The sequence below is a fragment of the Streptomyces sp. NPDC090045 genome, from assembly GCF_044747975.1.
In the GTDB taxonomy this organism is placed as follows: Bacteria; Actinomycetota; Actinomycetes; order Streptomycetales; family Streptomycetaceae; genus Streptomyces.
Map to the genome: position 1 here is coordinate 990,132 of NZ_JBIVFA010000001.1, position 16,458 is coordinate 1,006,589.

11 protein-coding genes and 1 pseudogene are annotated in these 16,458 nt (G+C 71.9%); 7 read left to right on the forward strand and 5 right to left on the reverse strand.

Annotation, left to right across the window (positions count from 1 at the left end; translation table 11 throughout):
* Positions 1–66: 66 nt before the first annotated feature.
* Entirely contained in the window at positions 67–4,605 is a 4,539-nt protein-coding gene (gene gltB / locus ACIPYQ_RS04545; RefSeq protein WP_401246126.1) for a glutamate synthase large subunit, read from the forward strand.
* Positions 4,598–6,058, forward strand: a complete 1,461-nt coding sequence (locus ACIPYQ_RS04550; RefSeq protein WP_401245958.1) for a glutamate synthase subunit beta — start codon at positions 4,598–4,600, stop codon at positions 6,056–6,058. The genes gltB and ACIPYQ_RS04550 overlap by 8 nt, the downstream gene beginning before the upstream one ends.
* 347 nt (positions 6,059–6,405) lie before the next feature.
* Here ACIPYQ_RS04550 and ACIPYQ_RS04555 read toward each other — a convergent pair whose 3' ends face one another.
* Positions 6,406–9,816 carry an ATP-binding protein gene (locus ACIPYQ_RS04555; protein WP_401245960.1) on the reverse strand — a complete coding sequence of 1,137 codons (3,411 nt, stop codon included), beginning with the start codon at positions 9,814–9,816 and terminating at the stop codon, positions 6,406–6,408.
* 5 nt (positions 9,817–9,821) lie between these two features.
* Entirely contained in the window at positions 9,822–10,148 is a 327-nt protein-coding gene (locus ACIPYQ_RS04560) for a CU044_2847 family protein (protein WP_401245962.1), read from the reverse strand.
* Positions 10,149–10,361: 213 nt separating this feature from the next.
* Between ACIPYQ_RS04560 and ACIPYQ_RS04565 the strand changes: the two genes are divergently transcribed.
* The 3 genes from ACIPYQ_RS04565 to ACIPYQ_RS04575 are packed head-to-tail and all read left to right on the forward strand — an operon-like array spanning position 10,362 to position 12,690.
* A complete protein-coding gene (locus ACIPYQ_RS04565) occupies positions 10,362–10,769 on the forward strand; it encodes a GntR family transcriptional regulator (protein ID WP_401245964.1) in 408 nt (135 codons plus the stop codon).
* A complete protein-coding gene (locus ACIPYQ_RS04570) occupies positions 10,766–11,659 on the forward strand; it encodes an ABC transporter ATP-binding protein (RefSeq protein WP_401245966.1) in 894 nt (297 codons plus the stop codon). The genes ACIPYQ_RS04565 and ACIPYQ_RS04570 overlap by 4 nt, the downstream gene beginning before the upstream one ends.
* On the forward strand, positions 11,656–12,690 hold the full coding sequence (locus ACIPYQ_RS04575; RefSeq protein ID WP_401245968.1) for an ABC transporter permease: 1,035 nt from the start codon (positions 11,656–11,658) through the stop codon (positions 12,688–12,690). Before ACIPYQ_RS04570 ends, ACIPYQ_RS04575 begins: the two co-directional genes overlap by 4 nt.
* A 72-nt stretch (positions 12,691–12,762) precedes the next feature.
* Here ACIPYQ_RS04575 and ACIPYQ_RS04580 read toward each other — a convergent pair.
* Positions 12,763–13,302: pseudogene (locus ACIPYQ_RS04580) on the reverse strand (GlxA family transcriptional regulator); the annotation flags it as partial.
* Between the two features lie 123 nt (positions 13,303–13,425).
* Here ACIPYQ_RS04580 and ACIPYQ_RS04585 point away from each other — a divergent pair.
* Positions 13,426–13,581, forward strand: a complete 156-nt coding sequence (locus ACIPYQ_RS04585; protein WP_401245970.1) for a hypothetical protein — start codon at positions 13,426–13,428, stop codon at positions 13,579–13,581.
* Positions 13,582–13,813: 232 nt separating this feature from the next.
* Positions 13,814–15,097, forward strand: coding sequence for a DUF1906 domain-containing protein (locus ACIPYQ_RS04590; protein WP_401245972.1), 1,284 nt, complete (start codon positions 13,814–13,816; stop codon positions 15,095–15,097).
* A 26-nt stretch (positions 15,098–15,123) separates the two neighbouring features.
* Here the strand turns inward: ACIPYQ_RS04590 and ACIPYQ_RS04595 are convergent, their stop codons facing one another.
* Both ACIPYQ_RS04595 and ACIPYQ_RS04600 read right to left on the reverse strand, forming a co-directional pair.
* Entirely contained in the window at positions 15,124–15,693 is a 570-nt protein-coding gene (locus tag ACIPYQ_RS04595) for a pyridoxamine 5'-phosphate oxidase family protein (RefSeq protein ID WP_401245974.1), read from the reverse strand.
* Between the two features lie 36 nt (positions 15,694–15,729).
* The gene (locus ACIPYQ_RS04600) at positions 15,730–16,458 is read right to left on the reverse strand and encodes a vWA domain-containing protein (RefSeq protein ID WP_401245976.1); all 729 of its coding nucleotides are present in this window, start codon (positions 16,456–16,458) and stop codon (positions 15,730–15,732) included.

Here is a 16,458-nt window from a genome sequence, read left to right on the forward strand (position 1 = left end):
GGAGAGCCGATGCGTTCCGCATCCACGCACTCCGCGACCGGGCTCAGCACCACCGCCTGGTCGCCCATGGACGGTCGCCCCGCCCAGCAGGGCATGTACGACCCGCGCAACGAGAAGGACGCCTGTGGCGTCGGATTCGTGGCGAACCTCACCGGCGAGGCCACCCACACCCTCGTTGAGCAGGCCCTGACCGTATTGCGGAACCTCGAGCACCGCGGCGCGACCGGCTCCGAGCCGGACTCGGGCGACGGCGCCGGAATCCTCAGCCAGGTCCCGGACGCGTTCCTGCGCGAGGTGGCCGGCTTCGAGCTCCCCGAGGCCGGCGCGTACGCCGTCGGCATCGCCTTCCTCCCCGCCGACGGCACCGCACAGGCCGTCGCCGTGGAGCAGATCGAGGCCATCGCCGCCCAGGAGAACCTGACCGTTCTCGGCTGGCGCGAGGTCCCGGTCACCCCGGACCTGCTCGGCAACGGCGCCCGCGCCACCATGCCGGCCTTCTCCCAGCTCTTCGTGAGCAACGGGACGACCGGCATCGAGCTGGACCGCAAGGCCTTCGTGCTGCGCAAGCGCGCCGAGCGCGAGGCCGGGGTCTACTTCCCGTCGCTCTCCGCCCGCACCATCGTCTACAAGGGCATGCTGACCACCGGCCAGCTGGAGCCCTTCTTCCCCGACCTCTCCGACCGTCGCTTCGCCTCGACGCTCGCCCTGGTCCACTCGCGGTTCTCCACGAACACCTTCCCGTCCTGGCCGCTCGCCCACCCGTACCGCTTCGTCGCGCACAACGGCGAGATCAACACGGTCAAGGGCAACCGCAACTGGATGAAGGCCCGCGAGTCCCAGCTGGCCTCCGAGGCCTTCGGCGACGGCGTGCTGGACCGGATCTTCCCGATCTGCACCCCGGACGCCTCCGACTCGGCCTCCTTCGACGAGGTCCTGGAGCTGCTCCACCTCGGCGGCCGGTCGCTCCCGCACAGCGTGCTGATGATGATCCCGGAGGCGTGGGAGAACCACACCTCCATGGACCCGGCCCGCCGCGCGTTCTACAAGTACCACTCCACCCAGATGGAGCCCTGGGACGGCCCGGCCTGCGTCACCTTCACCGACGGCACCCAGGTCGGCGCGGTCCTCGACCGCAACGGTCTGCGCCCCGGCCGCTACTGGGTCACCGACGACGGCCTCGTCGTCCTCGGCTCCGAGGTCGGCGTGCTCGACATCGACCCGGCCAAGGTCGTCCGCAAGGGCCGCCTGCAGCCCGGCAAGATGTTCCTCGTCGACACCGCCCAGAAGCGGATCATCGAGGACGACGAGATCAAGAACGAGCTGGCCGCCGCCGCCCCGTACGCGGAGTGGCTGGAGACCGGCGAGATCGAGCTGTCGGACCTGCCCGAGCGCGAGCACATCGTGCACACCCACGCCTCGGTCACCCGCCGCCAGCAGACCTTCGGCTACACCGAGGAAGAGCTGCGCGTCATCCTCGCGCCGATGGCCCGTACCGCCGGCGAGCCCCTCGGCTCCATGGGTACGGACTCCCCGATCGCGGCCCTGTCCGAGCGCCCCCGGCTGCTCTTCGACTACTTCACCCAGCTCTTCGCGCAGGTCACCAACCCGCCGCTGGACGCCATCCGCGAGGAGCTCGTCACCTCGCTGCTGTCCTCGCTCGGCCCCCAGGGCAACCTGCTGGAGTCGACCGCCGCGTCCTGCCGCAGCGTCACCCTGCCCTTCCCGGTGATCGACAACGACGAGCTGGCCAAGCTCATCCACATCAACGCCGACGGCGACATGCCCGGCATGAAGGCCGCCACGCTCTCCGGCCTCTACCGGGTCTCCGGCGGCGGCGAGGCGCTCGCCGCGCGGATCGAGGAGATCCGGGGCGAGGTCGACGCGGCCATCGCGAACGGCGCGCACCTGATCGTCCTGTCGGACCGCCACTCGGACGCCGAGCACGCGCCGATCCCGTCGCTGCTGCTCACCTCCGCCGTGCACCACCACCTCATCGCCACGAAGCAGCGCACCCAGGTGGGCCTGCTCGTCGAGGCCGGTGACGTCCGCGAGGTCCACCACGTCGCGCTGCTGATCGGCTACGGCGCCGCCGCGGTCAACCCGTACCTGGCCATGGAGTCCGTCGAGGACCTCCTGCGCGCCGGTACCTTCCTGACCGGCCTGGAGCCGGAGCAGGCCATCAAGAACCTGATCTACGCGCTCGGCAAGGGCGTCCTGAAGGTCATGTCCAAGATGGGCATCTCCACCGTCGCCTCCTACCGCGGCGCCCAGGTCTTCGAGGCCGTCGGCCTCAACGAGGACTTCGTCGGCACCTACTTCGCGGGCACCGCCACGAAGATCGGCGGCGCCGGCCTGGACGTCATCGCCAAGGAGGTGGCCGCCCGCCACGCCAAGGCGTACCCCGTCTCCGGCATCGCGGCCACGCACCGCGCGCTGGAGATCGGCGGCGAGTACCAGTGGCGCCGCGAGGGCGAGCCGCACCTGTTCGACCCGGAGACGGTCTTCCGCCTCCAGCACGCCACCCGCAACCGTCGGTACGACATCTTCCGGCAGTACACGGACCGCGTGAACGAGCAGTCCGAGCGCCTCATGACGCTCCGCGGCCTCTTCGGCTTCAAGAGCGACCGCCCGTCGATCCCCCTCGACGAGGTCGAGTCGGTCTCCGACATCGTCAAGCGCTTCTCCACCGGCGCCATGTCGTACGGCTCCATCTCCAAGGAGGCGCACGAGACCCTCGCCATCGCCATGAACCAGCTGGGCGCCAAGTCCAACACCGGTGAGGGCGGCGAGGACCCGGACCGCCTGTACGACCCGGCGCGGCGCTCGTCGATCAAGCAGGTCGCCTCCGGCCGCTTCGGCGTCACCTCCGAGTACCTGGTCAACGCGGACGACATCCAGATCAAGATGGCGCAGGGCGCCAAGCCCGGCGAGGGCGGCCAGCTGCCCGGCCACAAGGTCTACCCGTGGGTCGCCAAGACCCGGCACTCCACCCCGGGCGTCGGCCTGATCTCCCCGCCGCCGCACCACGACATCTACTCCATCGAGGACCTGGCTCAGCTGATCCACGACCTCAAGAACGCCAACCCGGTCGCCCGCATCCACGTGAAGCTGGTCTCCGAGGTCGGCGTGGGCACGGTCGCCGCGGGTGTCTCCAAGGCCCACGCGGACGTCGTCCTCATCTCCGGCCACGACGGCGGTACGGGCGCGTCTCCCCTGACGTCCCTGAAGCACGCGGGCGGCCCCTGGGAGCTCGGCCTCGCCGAGACCCAGCAGACCCTGCTGCTCAACGGGCTGCGCGACCGGATCGTCGTCCAGACGGACGGCCAGCTCAAGACCGGCCGCGACGTGGTCATCGCCGCGCTGCTCGGCGCCGAGGAGTTCGGTTTCGCGACCGCGCCGCTCGTCGTCTCCGGCTGCGTCATGATGCGCGTCTGCCACCTGGACACCTGCCCGGTCGGCATCGCCACGCAGAACCCGGTCCTGCGCGACCGCTTCTCGGGCAAGCCCGAGTTCGTCGTCAACTTCTTCGAGTTCATCGCGGAGGAGGTGCGCGAGCTCCTCGCCGAGCTGGGCTTCCGTACGATCGAGGAGGCCGTCGGCCACGCCGAGCTCCTCGACACGACGAAGGCCGTCACGCACTGGAAGGCGCAGGGCCTCGACCTGGAGCCGCTCTTCTACGTGCCGGAGCTGCCCGAGGGCGCGGTGCGCCACGCCCTGATCGAGCAGGACCACGGCCTGGAGAAGGCGCTCGACAACGAGCTCGTCGAGCTCGCCGCCGACGCGCTGAACGCCGACTCCGCCGAGAGCGCCCAGCCGGTCCGCGCCCAGGTCGCGATCCGCAACATCAACCGGACCGTCGGCACCATGCTCGGCCACCACGTCACCAAGAAGTTCGGCGGCGCGGGCCTGCCCGACAACACGATCGACCTGACCTTCACCGGTTCGGCCGGCCAGTCCTTCGGCGCCTTCGTGCCGAAGGGCATCACCCTCCGCCTGGAGGGCGACGCCAACGACTACGTCGGCAAGGGCCTCTCCGGCGGCCGGATCGTGGTCCGCCCGGACCGCGGCGCCGACCACCTCGCCGAGTACTCCACCATCGCCGGCAACACCATCGGCTACGGAGCCACCGGCGGCGAGATGTTCCTGCGCGGCCGCACCGGCGAGCGCTTCTGCGTCCGCAACTCCGGCGCCCTGGTCGTCTCGGAAGGCGTGGGCGACCACGGCTGCGAGTACATGACCGGCGGCACCGCGGTCGTCCTCGGCGAGACGGGCCGCAACTTCGCGGCCGGCATGTCGGGCGGCGTCGCGTACGTCATCGACCTCGACCCGAACAACGTCAACGTCGGCAACGCGGGCGCCGTAGAGGCCCCGTCCGACACCGACAAGCAGTGGCTGCACGATGTGGTGCGCCGCCACGAGGAGGAGACCGGCTCGACCGTGGCCGCGAAGCTCCTGGCTGACTGGTCCGTCGCGGTGGACCGCTTCAGCAAGATCATCCCGACCACGTACAAGGCAGTGCTCGCCGCCAAGGACGCCGCTGAGCTCGCCGGACTCTCGGAATCCGAGACCACGGAGAAGATGATGGAGGCGGCGACCCATGGCTGACCCGAAGGGCTTCCTCACCACCCAGCGCGAGACCGCCTGTACCCGTCCTGTCGCCGACCGGCTGAAGGACTGGAACGAGGTCTACGTTCCGGGCTCGCTGCTCCCGATCATCAGCGAGCAGGCCGGCCGCTGCATGGACTGCGGCATCCCGTTCTGCCACAACGGGTGCCCGCTCGGGAACCTGATCCCCGAGTGGAACGACTTCGCGTACCGCGACGACTGGTCGGCGGCGAGCGAGCGCCTGCACGCCACGAACAACTTCCCGGAGTTCACCGGGCGCCTCTGCCCGGCCCCGTGCGAGTCGGCGTGCGTCCTCGGCATCAACCAGCCGGCCGTCACGATCAAGAACGTCGAAGTCTCGATCATCGACAAGGCCTGGGACAACGGCAACGTCACCCCGCAGCCGCCGGAGCGCCTCTCCGGCAAGACGGCCGCCGTCATCGGCTCCGGCCCGGCGGGTCTCGCCGCGGCCCAGCAGCTGACCCGGGCCGGCCACACCGTGGTGGTGTACGAGCGCGCCGACCGCGTCGGCGGCCTGCTGCGCTACGGCATCCCCGAGTTCAAGATGGAGAAGGTGCACATCAACCGCCGCATCGAGCAGATGCGTGCGGAGGGCACCAAGTTCCGTACCGGCATCGAGGTCGGCCGCGACATCACCGCCACCGACCTGCGCAAGCGGTTCGACGCGGTGGTCATCGCGGCGGGCGCCACGGTCTCCCGCGACCTCCCGGTCCCGGGCCGCGAGCTGAACGGCATCCACTTCGCGATGGAGTACCTGCCGCTCGCGAACAAGGTGCAGGAGGGCGACTTCATGGCGCCCCCCATCACGGCCGAGGGCAAGCACGTGGTCGTCATCGGCGGCGGCGACACCGGCGCGGACTGCGTGGGCACCGCCCACCGCCAGGGCGCGGCCTCGGTCACGCAGCTGGAGATCATGCCGAAGCCGGGCGAGGACCGCAACGCCAACCAGCCGTGGCCGACCTTCCCGATGCTCTACAAGGTCACCTCCGCGCACGAGGAGGGCGGCGAGCGGGTCTACTCCGTCTCCACCACCCACTTCGAGGGCGACGAGGACGGCAACGTCAAGGCCCTGCACCTGGTCGAGGTCGCCTTCGAGGACGGCAAGCTCGTCCAGAAGCCCGGCACCGAGCGCGTCCTCCCCGCGCAGCTGGTCACCCTGGCGATGGGCTTCACGGGCACGGACCAGGCCAACGGTCTGGTCGACCAGTTCGGCCTGGAGCTGGACGCCCGCGGCAACATCGACCGCGACGCCTCCTACGCGACCAACGTCGACGGCGTCTTCGTCGCCGGCGACGCGGGCCGCGGCCAGTCGCTCATCGTCTGGGCCATCGCGGAAGGCCGCTCGGCCGCCCGCGGCGTGGACCGCTTCCTGACCGGCACCAGCGCCCTCCCGTACCCGGTCAAGCCGACGGACCGTTCTCTGACCGTCTGACCTGGCAGTCCCCCTCCCCCTCGGGGGAGGGACCCCTCATACGGTCCGTACAACGGCGTGCGGAACTCCCGACACAGCGCCCGTCGTGGCTCCTTCTGGACGCCGTGCTCGCACCGCTCGGCCGCAGGCGGCCTCCCGGGCTTCGCCCGGCTGCGCCGGCCTCCGACCGTCGGTGCGGGGCCCGTGCCACCGGCAGCACCCTCCCTCGGGGGAGGGACCCCTCATACGGTCCGTACAACGGCGTGCGGAACTCCCGACACAGCGCCCGTCATGTCCCCGACCAGGGATGACGGGCGCTGTGGCGTTCCAGGATCCGTTGCGCGGGGGTGCGCCCGGATCCGTAGGCGTCACGGTCCGTCCCGGTCCGGGCGGAGCCAGTGGTGGATGAGCGGGAGGAGGTGTTCGCCGTCGAGGGACTTGGCGGCGTAGTCGGACGCGCCCGCGGCGAGGGCCCTCTCGCGGCCCAAGGCGGTCTCCTTGCGGGCGAGGACGATGACGGGGCGCTGGGACGGGCCGGTCAGTTGGGCGATGACCGAGGCCGCCGCGGAGCCGCCGCCGCTCATGCCCTGACTGGGCAGGCGCAGCAGCACCAGCGCGACGTCCGGGGCGGCGGTGACCGCGGCGATCGCCTGCGGTACGCGTTCCGCCCACAGGACGTCCAGGCCGTGGCGCTCGAAGTCGGTGGTGAGGGCGAAAGCCACCCGGACGTCGTCATCCACGATCAGCACCTTCTGCCCGGAGAAGCCGTAGGCCGCGGCGGACGCGGCGCCATCGGCGTGTTCCCGCGGCCCGGACAGCTCCCACGGCTCCGGCTGCGGCACCGGCCCGCCGGGAACGAGCGGTAGGTAGAGGGTGAACACGGACCCGAGTCCGCGTTCGCTGGCCACATGGATCTCGCCCTCCATCAGCCGGGCGATCTCGCGGCTGATGGACAGCCCGAGTCCGGCCCCGACGTACCGCTTCCCGGTCACGTCGCCGGCATGCTCGAACGCCTCGAAGATGACCTTCAGCCTTCCGTCGGAGATCCCGACCCCCGTGTCGCTGACCGAGAAGGCGATCAGCTCCGCCGCCTTCATGTCGGCGAGCCGTCCGTGGACCGACGGCGGCACGTCCCGGCCGGCGGGCCGGATCTCGAGCCGTATCTCGCCGTCGTCGGTGAACTTCACGGCGTTGGCGAGCAGGCTCCGCAGGATCTGGAGCAGACGCTGTTCGTCCGCGTGCAGGGTCGCCGGCAGCTCCGGCGCCACCCGGACGGACAGGTCCAGTCCCTTTCTCTCCGCCAAGGGCGAGAACGCGGCATCGAGATGGTCGGCGACCTGGAGCAGGGGAACCGGGACCGGGACGATCTCCATACGGCCGGTCTCCGCGTCGGAGAGGTCGAGGATGTCGTCCAGCAGGGAGAGGAGGTCACGGCCCGCCCCCTGGATGGCCCGGGCGTACTCGACCTGCTTCGGGGTGAGCGTCCGGTCGGCGTTGTCGGCGAGCTCCTGAGCCAGGAGCTGCAGGGAACTCAGCGGAGTGCGCAGCTCGTGGGACATGTTCGCCAGGAACTCGCTCTTCTGCCTGATCGACAGGGCCAGCACTTCGTTGTGCTCCTGCAGGCTCTGCCGTGCCTCTTCGGTCCGGGCGTACTGGACCTCCATCGCGTCGTTCTCGTGGGCCAGCTGCGCCGCCTGCTCCTCCAGCTGCCGGTTCGCGGCCTGGAGCGCCGCCTGGCGGTTCTCCAGCATCGTGGACCGTTCGCGTAACTGCTCGGTCAGGGCCTGCGACTTGGTCAGCAGGACCTCGTTGTGCTGCTGGACGAGGATGGCCGCCGCGCTGCGCTCGACGAACTCGGACACCACCGCGGGCACGTCGGTGCTGCGCTCGCTCCGCCAGTGTTCCGCCTCCGACACCCGGGCGGCGGAGAGCAGGTCTCCGTCCGCGGCCCGCTCCTCCATGACCGCGAGCCACTGCTGGAAGTCGGCATCGGCGTCGACCCAGTCGGCGAGCCTGGTCCATTCCCTGATCAGCGCCTCGTGGGCGATCTCCGCCGTTCCCGGTCCGGTCGTCCCGAGTACGACGAGTCGCTGGTCGGGCTGTGCCAAGAGCCGGGCGACCTGCCAGTCCCGGCCCAGATGGGCCCGCAGGGCGGTCACCCGGACCGCGCTGCTCGCCCCGCCGCGGGCCCGCACCATCGACAGCAGCACCCGCCGGATCCGGGCCTCGTCCAGTCGCCGGGCCAGGAACCGGAAGGCGTTCTCGGCGTGCCGGTTGAGGGCGCCCGCGACCCCGCCGAGGGAGTGGTAGCCGTCGAAGGTGATCTTCCGTTCCTGCTGCATGGGCCAGAGCTCGGTCAGGGCGAACTCGAGCAGCGGGAGGCTGCCCGGGGCCTTGGCCGCCTCGGCGGCGATGGCCTCGGCGACGCCCTGGCTGTAGACGACCCCGGCCGCGGCGGCCGGTTCGACGATCACCCGGGTCAGCGCCGCCTCGTCCAGCGGGGAGACGTTGAGCTGGCGGTCCTGGATGCGCGGACCGATGGAGGGCAGATCCAGCAGGTCCGGCAGGAAGTCGGACCGCAAGGTGCACACGAGCCGCACCGGTGAGTCGCCCACGGAGTCCGGTTCGGGAAGCATCCGCTCCAGGAATTCCTGCCGCAGGGCGGGGCCGCCGTTGCTGAGGACCTCTTCGAACTGGTCGCCGATGAGGGTGAGCCGGCGCCCTGTGAGCAGCGCGATCCGCGTGGCGACCGGCCAGAACCCCTCCTCCCTCAGGGCGCGCGCCCTGCTCTCCAGCCGTTCCAGGGTGTGATCGGCATCTGGGTTCTCCAGGTCCAGCAGGGCACGGGCCACCGAGTCGTACGGGGTGTATCCGGGCCGGAAGCTCGCCACGGTCCAGCCGTCGGCGGCCAGCGCCGGCTGCAGGCCGGCCCCGACCAGGGAGGACTTGCCGACTCCCGAGGGGCCGGCCACCACGACGCAGGGCTGGTTCTGGAGCATCGCCCGGAGGCGTTCGATCTCCCTTTCACGGCCCACGAACACCCCGGCCCGGGCATCGGCCGCGGTGAAGGCCTGCAACCCCCGGTAGGGGCACGGGGCCAGCACGGTGCGTTCCAGGACCTCGGGCCAGGCCGACGCCACTTCCGACACGGGTACGGCGTACGCGTCCTCGTGCTCACCGCCCCGGCTCGCGACGGCCAGCATGCCGATCACCACGTCCCCCCAGCGGTCGGAGGCGATGGCGGCGGCGCCGCTGTACCCCGGCTGGGTGCGCAGCGCGGACTCGCCGGACGTGTCGAGCTGGACCAGGCCGCCGCCGACGGCGCCCCGCAGCACGCAGCTGCTCCAGGCGCCGTTGGCCTTCCGCGGCGGGCTCCCCGGGTAGCCGAAGACGGACACCTCGGTGGTCTGCGCCAGGCCGTTCCTAGGGTCGACGAGCCGGGCCGGGCCGGCTCCCGCCGGCAGGGTGTCGCCCCCCACCAGTACGAGTCCCGCGACGTCCCGCCCGGGCCGCCGGTCCCCCGGAGGGGGGTCCCAGGCCACGATCCGGCAGTTGCGCAGCGGAGCTCCCTCGGCGTCGCCGAGCAGGACGAACTCGACCTGGACGCGGGCCTCTTCACCCGGTCTCTCGGTGGTGCCCTTCGGTCTGCCCAGGGCCACGTTGACGACGTGTGCGCAGGTCACGATGTGCTTGTCGCCCACCACGAAGCCGACCCCGACGGGTACGTCGGACGTGCCCTGGCGCAGTTTGACGACGAACCCCTCGCGCCGCGCGCCCATCCGGTTCAGGCGCGGTGCCAGACGAGCCGGACGGCGAAGTTCACCTCTGCCGTGCCCTTCGCGACGATGACGCCGGTCTCGCCGCCCATCTTCAGCCCGAACTCGATCTCGGCCTCGTCCGGGCCCAGTTCGCGTACCGTCCGCGCGACCCTCGCCAGCGTGGGCTTCACCTGGTCCAGGGCGTCCTGCAGCGAGATGCGGGCCCGCCCCACCAGTCCGTCGTCTGCCGCGAGCTCCAGGTCGGATCCCGCCAACGCCCCGTCGACCTCGAACACGGCGGCAATCTCGTCGCCGCCGTCCTCCAACGTCATGGAGATGAGTTGTCCTGCCATGTCCGCCACGCCCCCCATGGCTCCGGGACCGCCCGCGGTCCCCCCTTGCACCCGACAGGCACATCCTGGGGCACCCCGAGGGCATCGCGCAGGGTTATGGGCCAGCGCATCCAATCCGCCCTGCTCGCGCCCGTGTTGAGGCGCTCCTTCTTGACAGTGATCGCAGACCTACAGTCCTATAGTGCTAGGAAGCTAGATGAATAGAGGAGGACAGTGATCGAGTTCCACCTCGATGCCCGTTCCGGTGTCGCCCCGTACATGCAGCTCATCCACCAGGTCCGGCAGGCCCTGCGGCTGGGGCTGTTGGCCGAGGGGGACCGGCTGCCGACCGTCAAGGACGTCGCGGCCGGCGTGGCGATCAACCCGAACACCGTGCTCAAGGCCTACCGGGAGCTCGAGTACGAGGGCCTGGTCGTGAAGAAGCCCGGAGTCGGCACGTTCATCTCCGGCACCCTCAGCGACGACTCGCTCTCCGAGCACGAGCCACTGCGCCGGGAGCTGCAGCTGTGGCTCGACAAGGCGCGGGCCGCCGGGCTGGGCGAGGAGAGCATCGAGGCCCTGTTCCTGAGCACCTTCCGTGCCCGGACCGGCACGGACCCGCACACCGAAGAGGAGAAATGACCGCCATATTGGAAGCCCGCGCGCTGGGCAAGCGGTACGGCCGCAAACAGGCGCTGAGCGACTGCACCCTGAGCGTGCCGGCCGGGCGGGTCGTCGGCCTGGTCGGGCCCAACGGGGCCGGGAAGTCGACCCTGTTGCAGCTGGCCTGCGGGCTGATCGGCCCGACCTCCGGCAGCATCGAGGTGCTCGGCGGCCGGCCCGCTTCCGGGCCCGAGCAGCTCGCCAAGGTCGGCTTCGTCGCCCAGGACACCCCCACGTACGCCGGGCTGTCCATCGCCGACCACCTGAAGCTGGGGGCCCGGCTCAACCCGGGCTGGGATGCCCAGCTGGCGGAGGGCCGGATCCGGCAGCTCGGCCTGGACCCCGCACAGAAGGCCGGCAAGCTCTCCGGCGGCCAGCGCGCCCAGGTGGCCCTGACCCTCGCCGTGGCCAAACGGCCCGAACTGCTGATCCTCGACGAGCCCGTCGCCGCCCTGGACCCGCTGGCCCGGCGAGAGTTCCTGCAGAGCCTGATGGAGGTGGTGGCCGAACACGGAACCACCGTCGTGCTCTCCTCGCACCTGGTGTCCGACCTGGAACGGGTCTGCGACCACCTGATCTCGCTCGTCGCCTCCCGCGTCCAGCTCGCGGGCGACGTCGACGACCTCCTCGCCACACACTTCCGGCTCACCACCGCGCGCCGCGAGGCCGCCACCCTGCCCGAGGGCATGCAGGTCGTCCAGGAGACCCACACCGAGCGGCAGAGCACCTTCATCGTGCGCTCCGACAAGGCGGTCCACGACCCCTCCTGGGTCCTGGAACCCCTCAACCTGGAGGACCTCGTCATCACCTACATGAGTCGGGCCGCAGCCAGGCCGGGCCCCCGAGCCACCCGGGAGGACCAGCGATGATCTGGCTGACCTGGCGCCAGTACCGTGTCCAGATGCTCGTGGCCCTCGCCGCCCTGGCCGCGGCCGCGATGTTCCTGGTGGTCACCGGCCTCCAGATGCGCGACCTCTACGACAGCACCGTCGCCGGCTGTCAGGGTGACTGTGAAAGGGCCAGGAACGCGCTGGTCGTCGAGTACCGGACCCTGACCTACTACGTCACCAGCCTGCTGCTCGCCGCGCCCGGCGTCATCGGGGTCTTCTGGGGCGCCCCGTTGATCGCCCGTGAACTGGAGACCGGCACCCACCGGCTCGTCTGGAACCAGAGCATCACCCGCGGCCGCTGGATCCTGGTCAAGCTCGGTGCCGTCGGCCTGGTCGCCGTAGCCGTCACCGGGGTGCTCAGCCTCCTGGTGACCTGGTGGGCGAGTCCCATCGACCGGGTCAACCTGGACCGGTTCACCCCCCTCATGTTCAGCGGCCGCGCGATCGTCCCCCTCGGCTACGCGGCGTTCGCCTTCACCCTCGGCGCCTGCGCCGGGCTGCTGATCCGGCGCACCGTGCCCGCGATGGCCGCGACCCTCGTCGCCTTCCTCGCGGTCCAGATCCTCGTGCCCTTCGCGATCCGCCCGCACTTCGTGACGCCGGAGCGCACCGATGTCGCGCTCAGCTCCCTCGTCCTGGCGCCGGTCGGCAGCAACGGAGAGTCCGGTGCGCCGGCGGACGGCTGGAACGTGAACCACGTCCAGCTGAAGGGCTACGGCGACGACGCCCACCTGGAGGTCGGGGTCCTCAGGCCGGGCGCCTGGGTCGTCTCCGACCCCGGCGCGGTGCTCGATCAGTCCGGCCGGGAGGTCCGGGGCCCGCGCGGCTGTGCGGAGCGCGACGGGGATCCCTTCAAGTGCTTCACCACCTCCGACCTCCACACGGAGGTCACCTACCAGCCCGCCGACCGCTACTGGACCTTCCAGTGGGTCGAGACCGGGATCTTCCTCGCGCTCTCCGGGCTGCTGGCCGGGTTCTGCTCCTGGTGGCTGCGCCGTAGGACGGCCTGACCGGAACGAGGGAAAAACGTAGGGAAAGGGGCGGCCGAAGCCAACGCAACTGGCTTCGGCCGCCCCTCGACTCTACGGCCACCGGGTCCGCGCCGTGGCGCGATAGGCGCTCGGGGTCAGGCCCGTGTGGCGGGTCAGGTGGGTGCGGAGGGAGTCCGCCGTGCCCAGGCCGCTGCGGGCGGCCACCTGGTCGATGGGGAGGGTGGTGGTCTCCAGGATCTCGCGCGCCCGGTGCAGGCGCTGGTGCAGCAGCCACTGGAGGGGGCTGAGGCCCGTCTCGGCGCGGAAGCGGCGGGTCAGGGTGCGGGTGCTCGTGCCCGCGTGCCGGGCCAGCCCGGCCAGGGTCGTCGGTTCGTGCAGGCGGCCCAGCGCCCAGGCGCGGGTGGCCGCGAGGGAGGTGCCGCGCTCGGTCGGGAGCGGGGTCTCGATGTACTGGGCCTGGCCGCCCGGCCGTACGGGGCCCGCCACGACCAGGCGGGCGGTGGCGTTCGCGACGGCCGCGCCGTGGTCGCGGCGCACCAGGTGCAGGCACAGGTCGATCCCGGCCGACATGCCGGCCGAGCTCAGCACTCCGCCGTCCTCGACGAACAGCACGTCGGGCACGAGTTCGACGTCCGGGAAGAGCCGGCCGAACTCCGCGGACGCCGTCCCCCCTCACCCGCAGCGGCGGCGGGCCCGAGGCTCAGGACCACGACGCGGGAGGAGCTCGGCGCGGCGGCAGCGGCGGACCCCGTGATGGCCGAGATCCCGGAGGTGGCCTACCAGTACGACGGAGAGCTGCGCCTCGACGCCTCCGACACCGAGCGCCTGCTCGGCGTACGGGCCACCGAACTGGACCACGTGCTCAAGGAGTTGACGTCGGCCGGGCGGTCCGTGCGCAACGGGCGGTGACACCGCCCGGCGGGGCTTCCCGGGCCGGCGACGCACTGGCGGGGTACTGGCGAGGTACCGGCGACGTACCGGACGGCGACGGGGCCGAGCCCGATTCGCTCGTGCGGGTGATGCCCGCGCGACCGACCCGGCAGGATCCCGAGCGCCGGCCCGATCCGGCCTGGGCCGGACGGACCATCCGGGGGAGGCGCCGCGCAGTCGGGGGGCACGCCGTCTGGTAACTATCCGGATCATGGCCCCCACCCGAACCCTGCTGAGCGGGCTGCTCGGCGCCGCCGCCCTGCTGCTGTCCGTCCAGCCGTCCCTGGCCGCCGCCGACCGGCAGACCGTCGACTACCACGGGCTGCGCCTCGCCCTCCCGGCCGACTGGCGGGTCGTCGACCTCGACCGCGACCCCGGCGCCTGCCTCCGCCTCGACCTGCCCACCCTGTACCTCGGCCACGCCGGCACCCAGAGCGAATGCACCGGCCGGGCCGTCGCCAGCCGCGCCGACACCCTGCACCTCGAACCCCTCGACGGGGCTCCCGAACGCGCCGACGTCCCCACCGTCACCGTCGAGACCGCCACCGCGCTGCCCGAATCCCCCCACCCCTCCGCCAGCAACGAGCTGCGCTACGCCCTGCTCCGGCCCGGGGTCATGGCCACCGTCTCCTACGGGGCCGCACCCGACGCCGTACGCAGGGTCCTCACCCGGGCCCGCACGCTGAGCGCCACCCCGGCCCCGCGCCCCGCGGTGCCCGCGGTGGCCCGCGGCGGGGACCAGCGCAGCGTCCAGGAGGCCTTCAAGGGCGAGGGCTTCGACGCCTGCACCGCCCCGACCCAGAAGGCCATGGACACCTGGCGGGCCGAGTCCCCCTTCCGCGCGGTTGGCATCTACATCGGCGGCCGCGCCCGGGCCTGCGCCCAGCCGCGGCTCACCGCCCGCTGGGTCGAGCGGCAGGCCGGGGCGGGCTGGCACCTGATGCCGATCTGGGTGGGCCCGCAGCCCTGGCACAGCTCCAGCACCGGCCTGTCCACCGACCCCTCCGAGGCCAACGGGCAGGGCAAGGAGGCCGCCGAGGGCGCGGTGGACGCGGCCCGGTCCCTCGGCATGGCCGAGGGCACGGTGCTCTACAACGACCTGGAGAACTACACGGACCGCGCCACCTGGGACGCCCCGGTCGTCGCCTACCTGACCGCCTGGACGCAGCGGCTGCACGAGCTGGGCTTCCGCTCCGCCGCCTACGTCTCGGTGAGTTCCGGGGTCAAGGCGCTGAGCGCCCACCACCACCAGGCCCCCCAGGCCATGCCGGACGTGCTGTGGGCCGCCCGCTGGAACCTCTCGGCGTCCGTCGCCGACGCCGACATGGGCCTGCCGGCGGGCACGGCCCTGTGGGCCGGGCCGCGCCGGGCCCACCAGTTCCGCGGCGACCACGACGCCACGTACGGCGGGGTGACCATCAACATCGACCGCAACTGGGTGGACGTGGACCCGGCGGCCCTCGGCCCGGTCGGGGGCGTCCTCCCGCTCAGCTAGCCGCCCCGCTCGGCCGGCCGTTCCGCTCAGCTAGCCGCCCCGCCAGGCGCCGGCCCGTCCGGCGCCGAGCCGTCCGCCGCCGAGCCGCCCGGCTCCGGGTCCTCGCGCGGCGGCTCGTCGTCGTTGCCCCGGCGGACGGTGTGCGTGCCGCGCGCCGGGGTCCACGACCGCAGCACCAGGTCATCGCCCTCCACACCGATGTGGACGACCTCCGTCACATCGGCGTAGAAGAGGTGGAAGGGGTGCGGGGTCTCCGTCTCCTCCGCGTACCGGTGCAGCTCGGGCGGGTCCACCAGCTCCACGGCCCGCCCGGAGATCCGTACGTCCCCGTCGGGCATCTCCTCGCCCTGGCCCGGATTGGTGTGCAGGGCGAAGCGCGGGTCGTGCTGGAGGTCCCTGGCCTTCATCGAGCCCGCCATCATGCCGAGCCACAGCTCACCGCCGCGGATGTCGACGTTCAGCCCGGACACCCGGGGGGAGCCGTCCTTGCGGAGGGTGGCCAGGACATGGTGCGGGTACTGCGCGAAGCGCGCCTGGACGGCCGCCGCGAACTCCGGCTCCGCCTTCTCGAAGACTGCCCAGCTGGTGTGCGTCATACGTCCATGAAAGCGCGTGGCCGGGGCGGTCCCGGGTCAGGCGCGCACGATGCCCGCGCCGCGCGCCGCCGCCAGCCAGGCCGGGAACTCCCCGACCAGCCGGTCGTACAGTTCCGCGTCCGGGACGGTGCGGGGATCCAGGCCCGCGTGGAAGTAGCCGGCGTTGTCCACCACGCGCCGGGCCGGCACGGGCAGTTCGTCCAGCCGGCGCAGGAAGTCGAACTGCGTGCTGCGCGTGTTGCCGAAGCCGACGAACTGCCAGAAGAGCGGCAGCCGGGCCGCCTTGCACAGGTACTTCTCAGCCGCGAGCTTGTTGATCGGCCCGCCGTCGGTCTGGAAGACGACGAGGGCCGGCTGCGTCGACCCCGAGTCCAGGTAGTGGTCGATCACCGCTTCCATCGCCGCGTCGTAGGCCGTCTTGCCCATGTGGCCGAGGCGGGAGGCGATCTCGGTGACCCGCCCCTCGTGCCCGGCCAGGGAGATCTCCTCCACCGCGTCGACCTCGGTGGAGAAGAAGACCACCGGTACCCGGCCGTCGTCGTCCAGGTGCGCGGACAGGCCCAGCACCCGGTCGGCGAGGGCCTGCACGCTGCCGTCCGCGTAGTACGGGCGCATCGACCCGGAGTAGTCCAGCACCAGGTAGACCGCCGCCCGTCCGCCCTCCATGCCGTGCTTGCGCAGGGAGACCCCGGCGCTCTTGTAGAGGCTCACGAGCGCCGGAGCCGTCTCCTCGACCTTGCGGAGGTTTATCGCACTGCCCGTCAT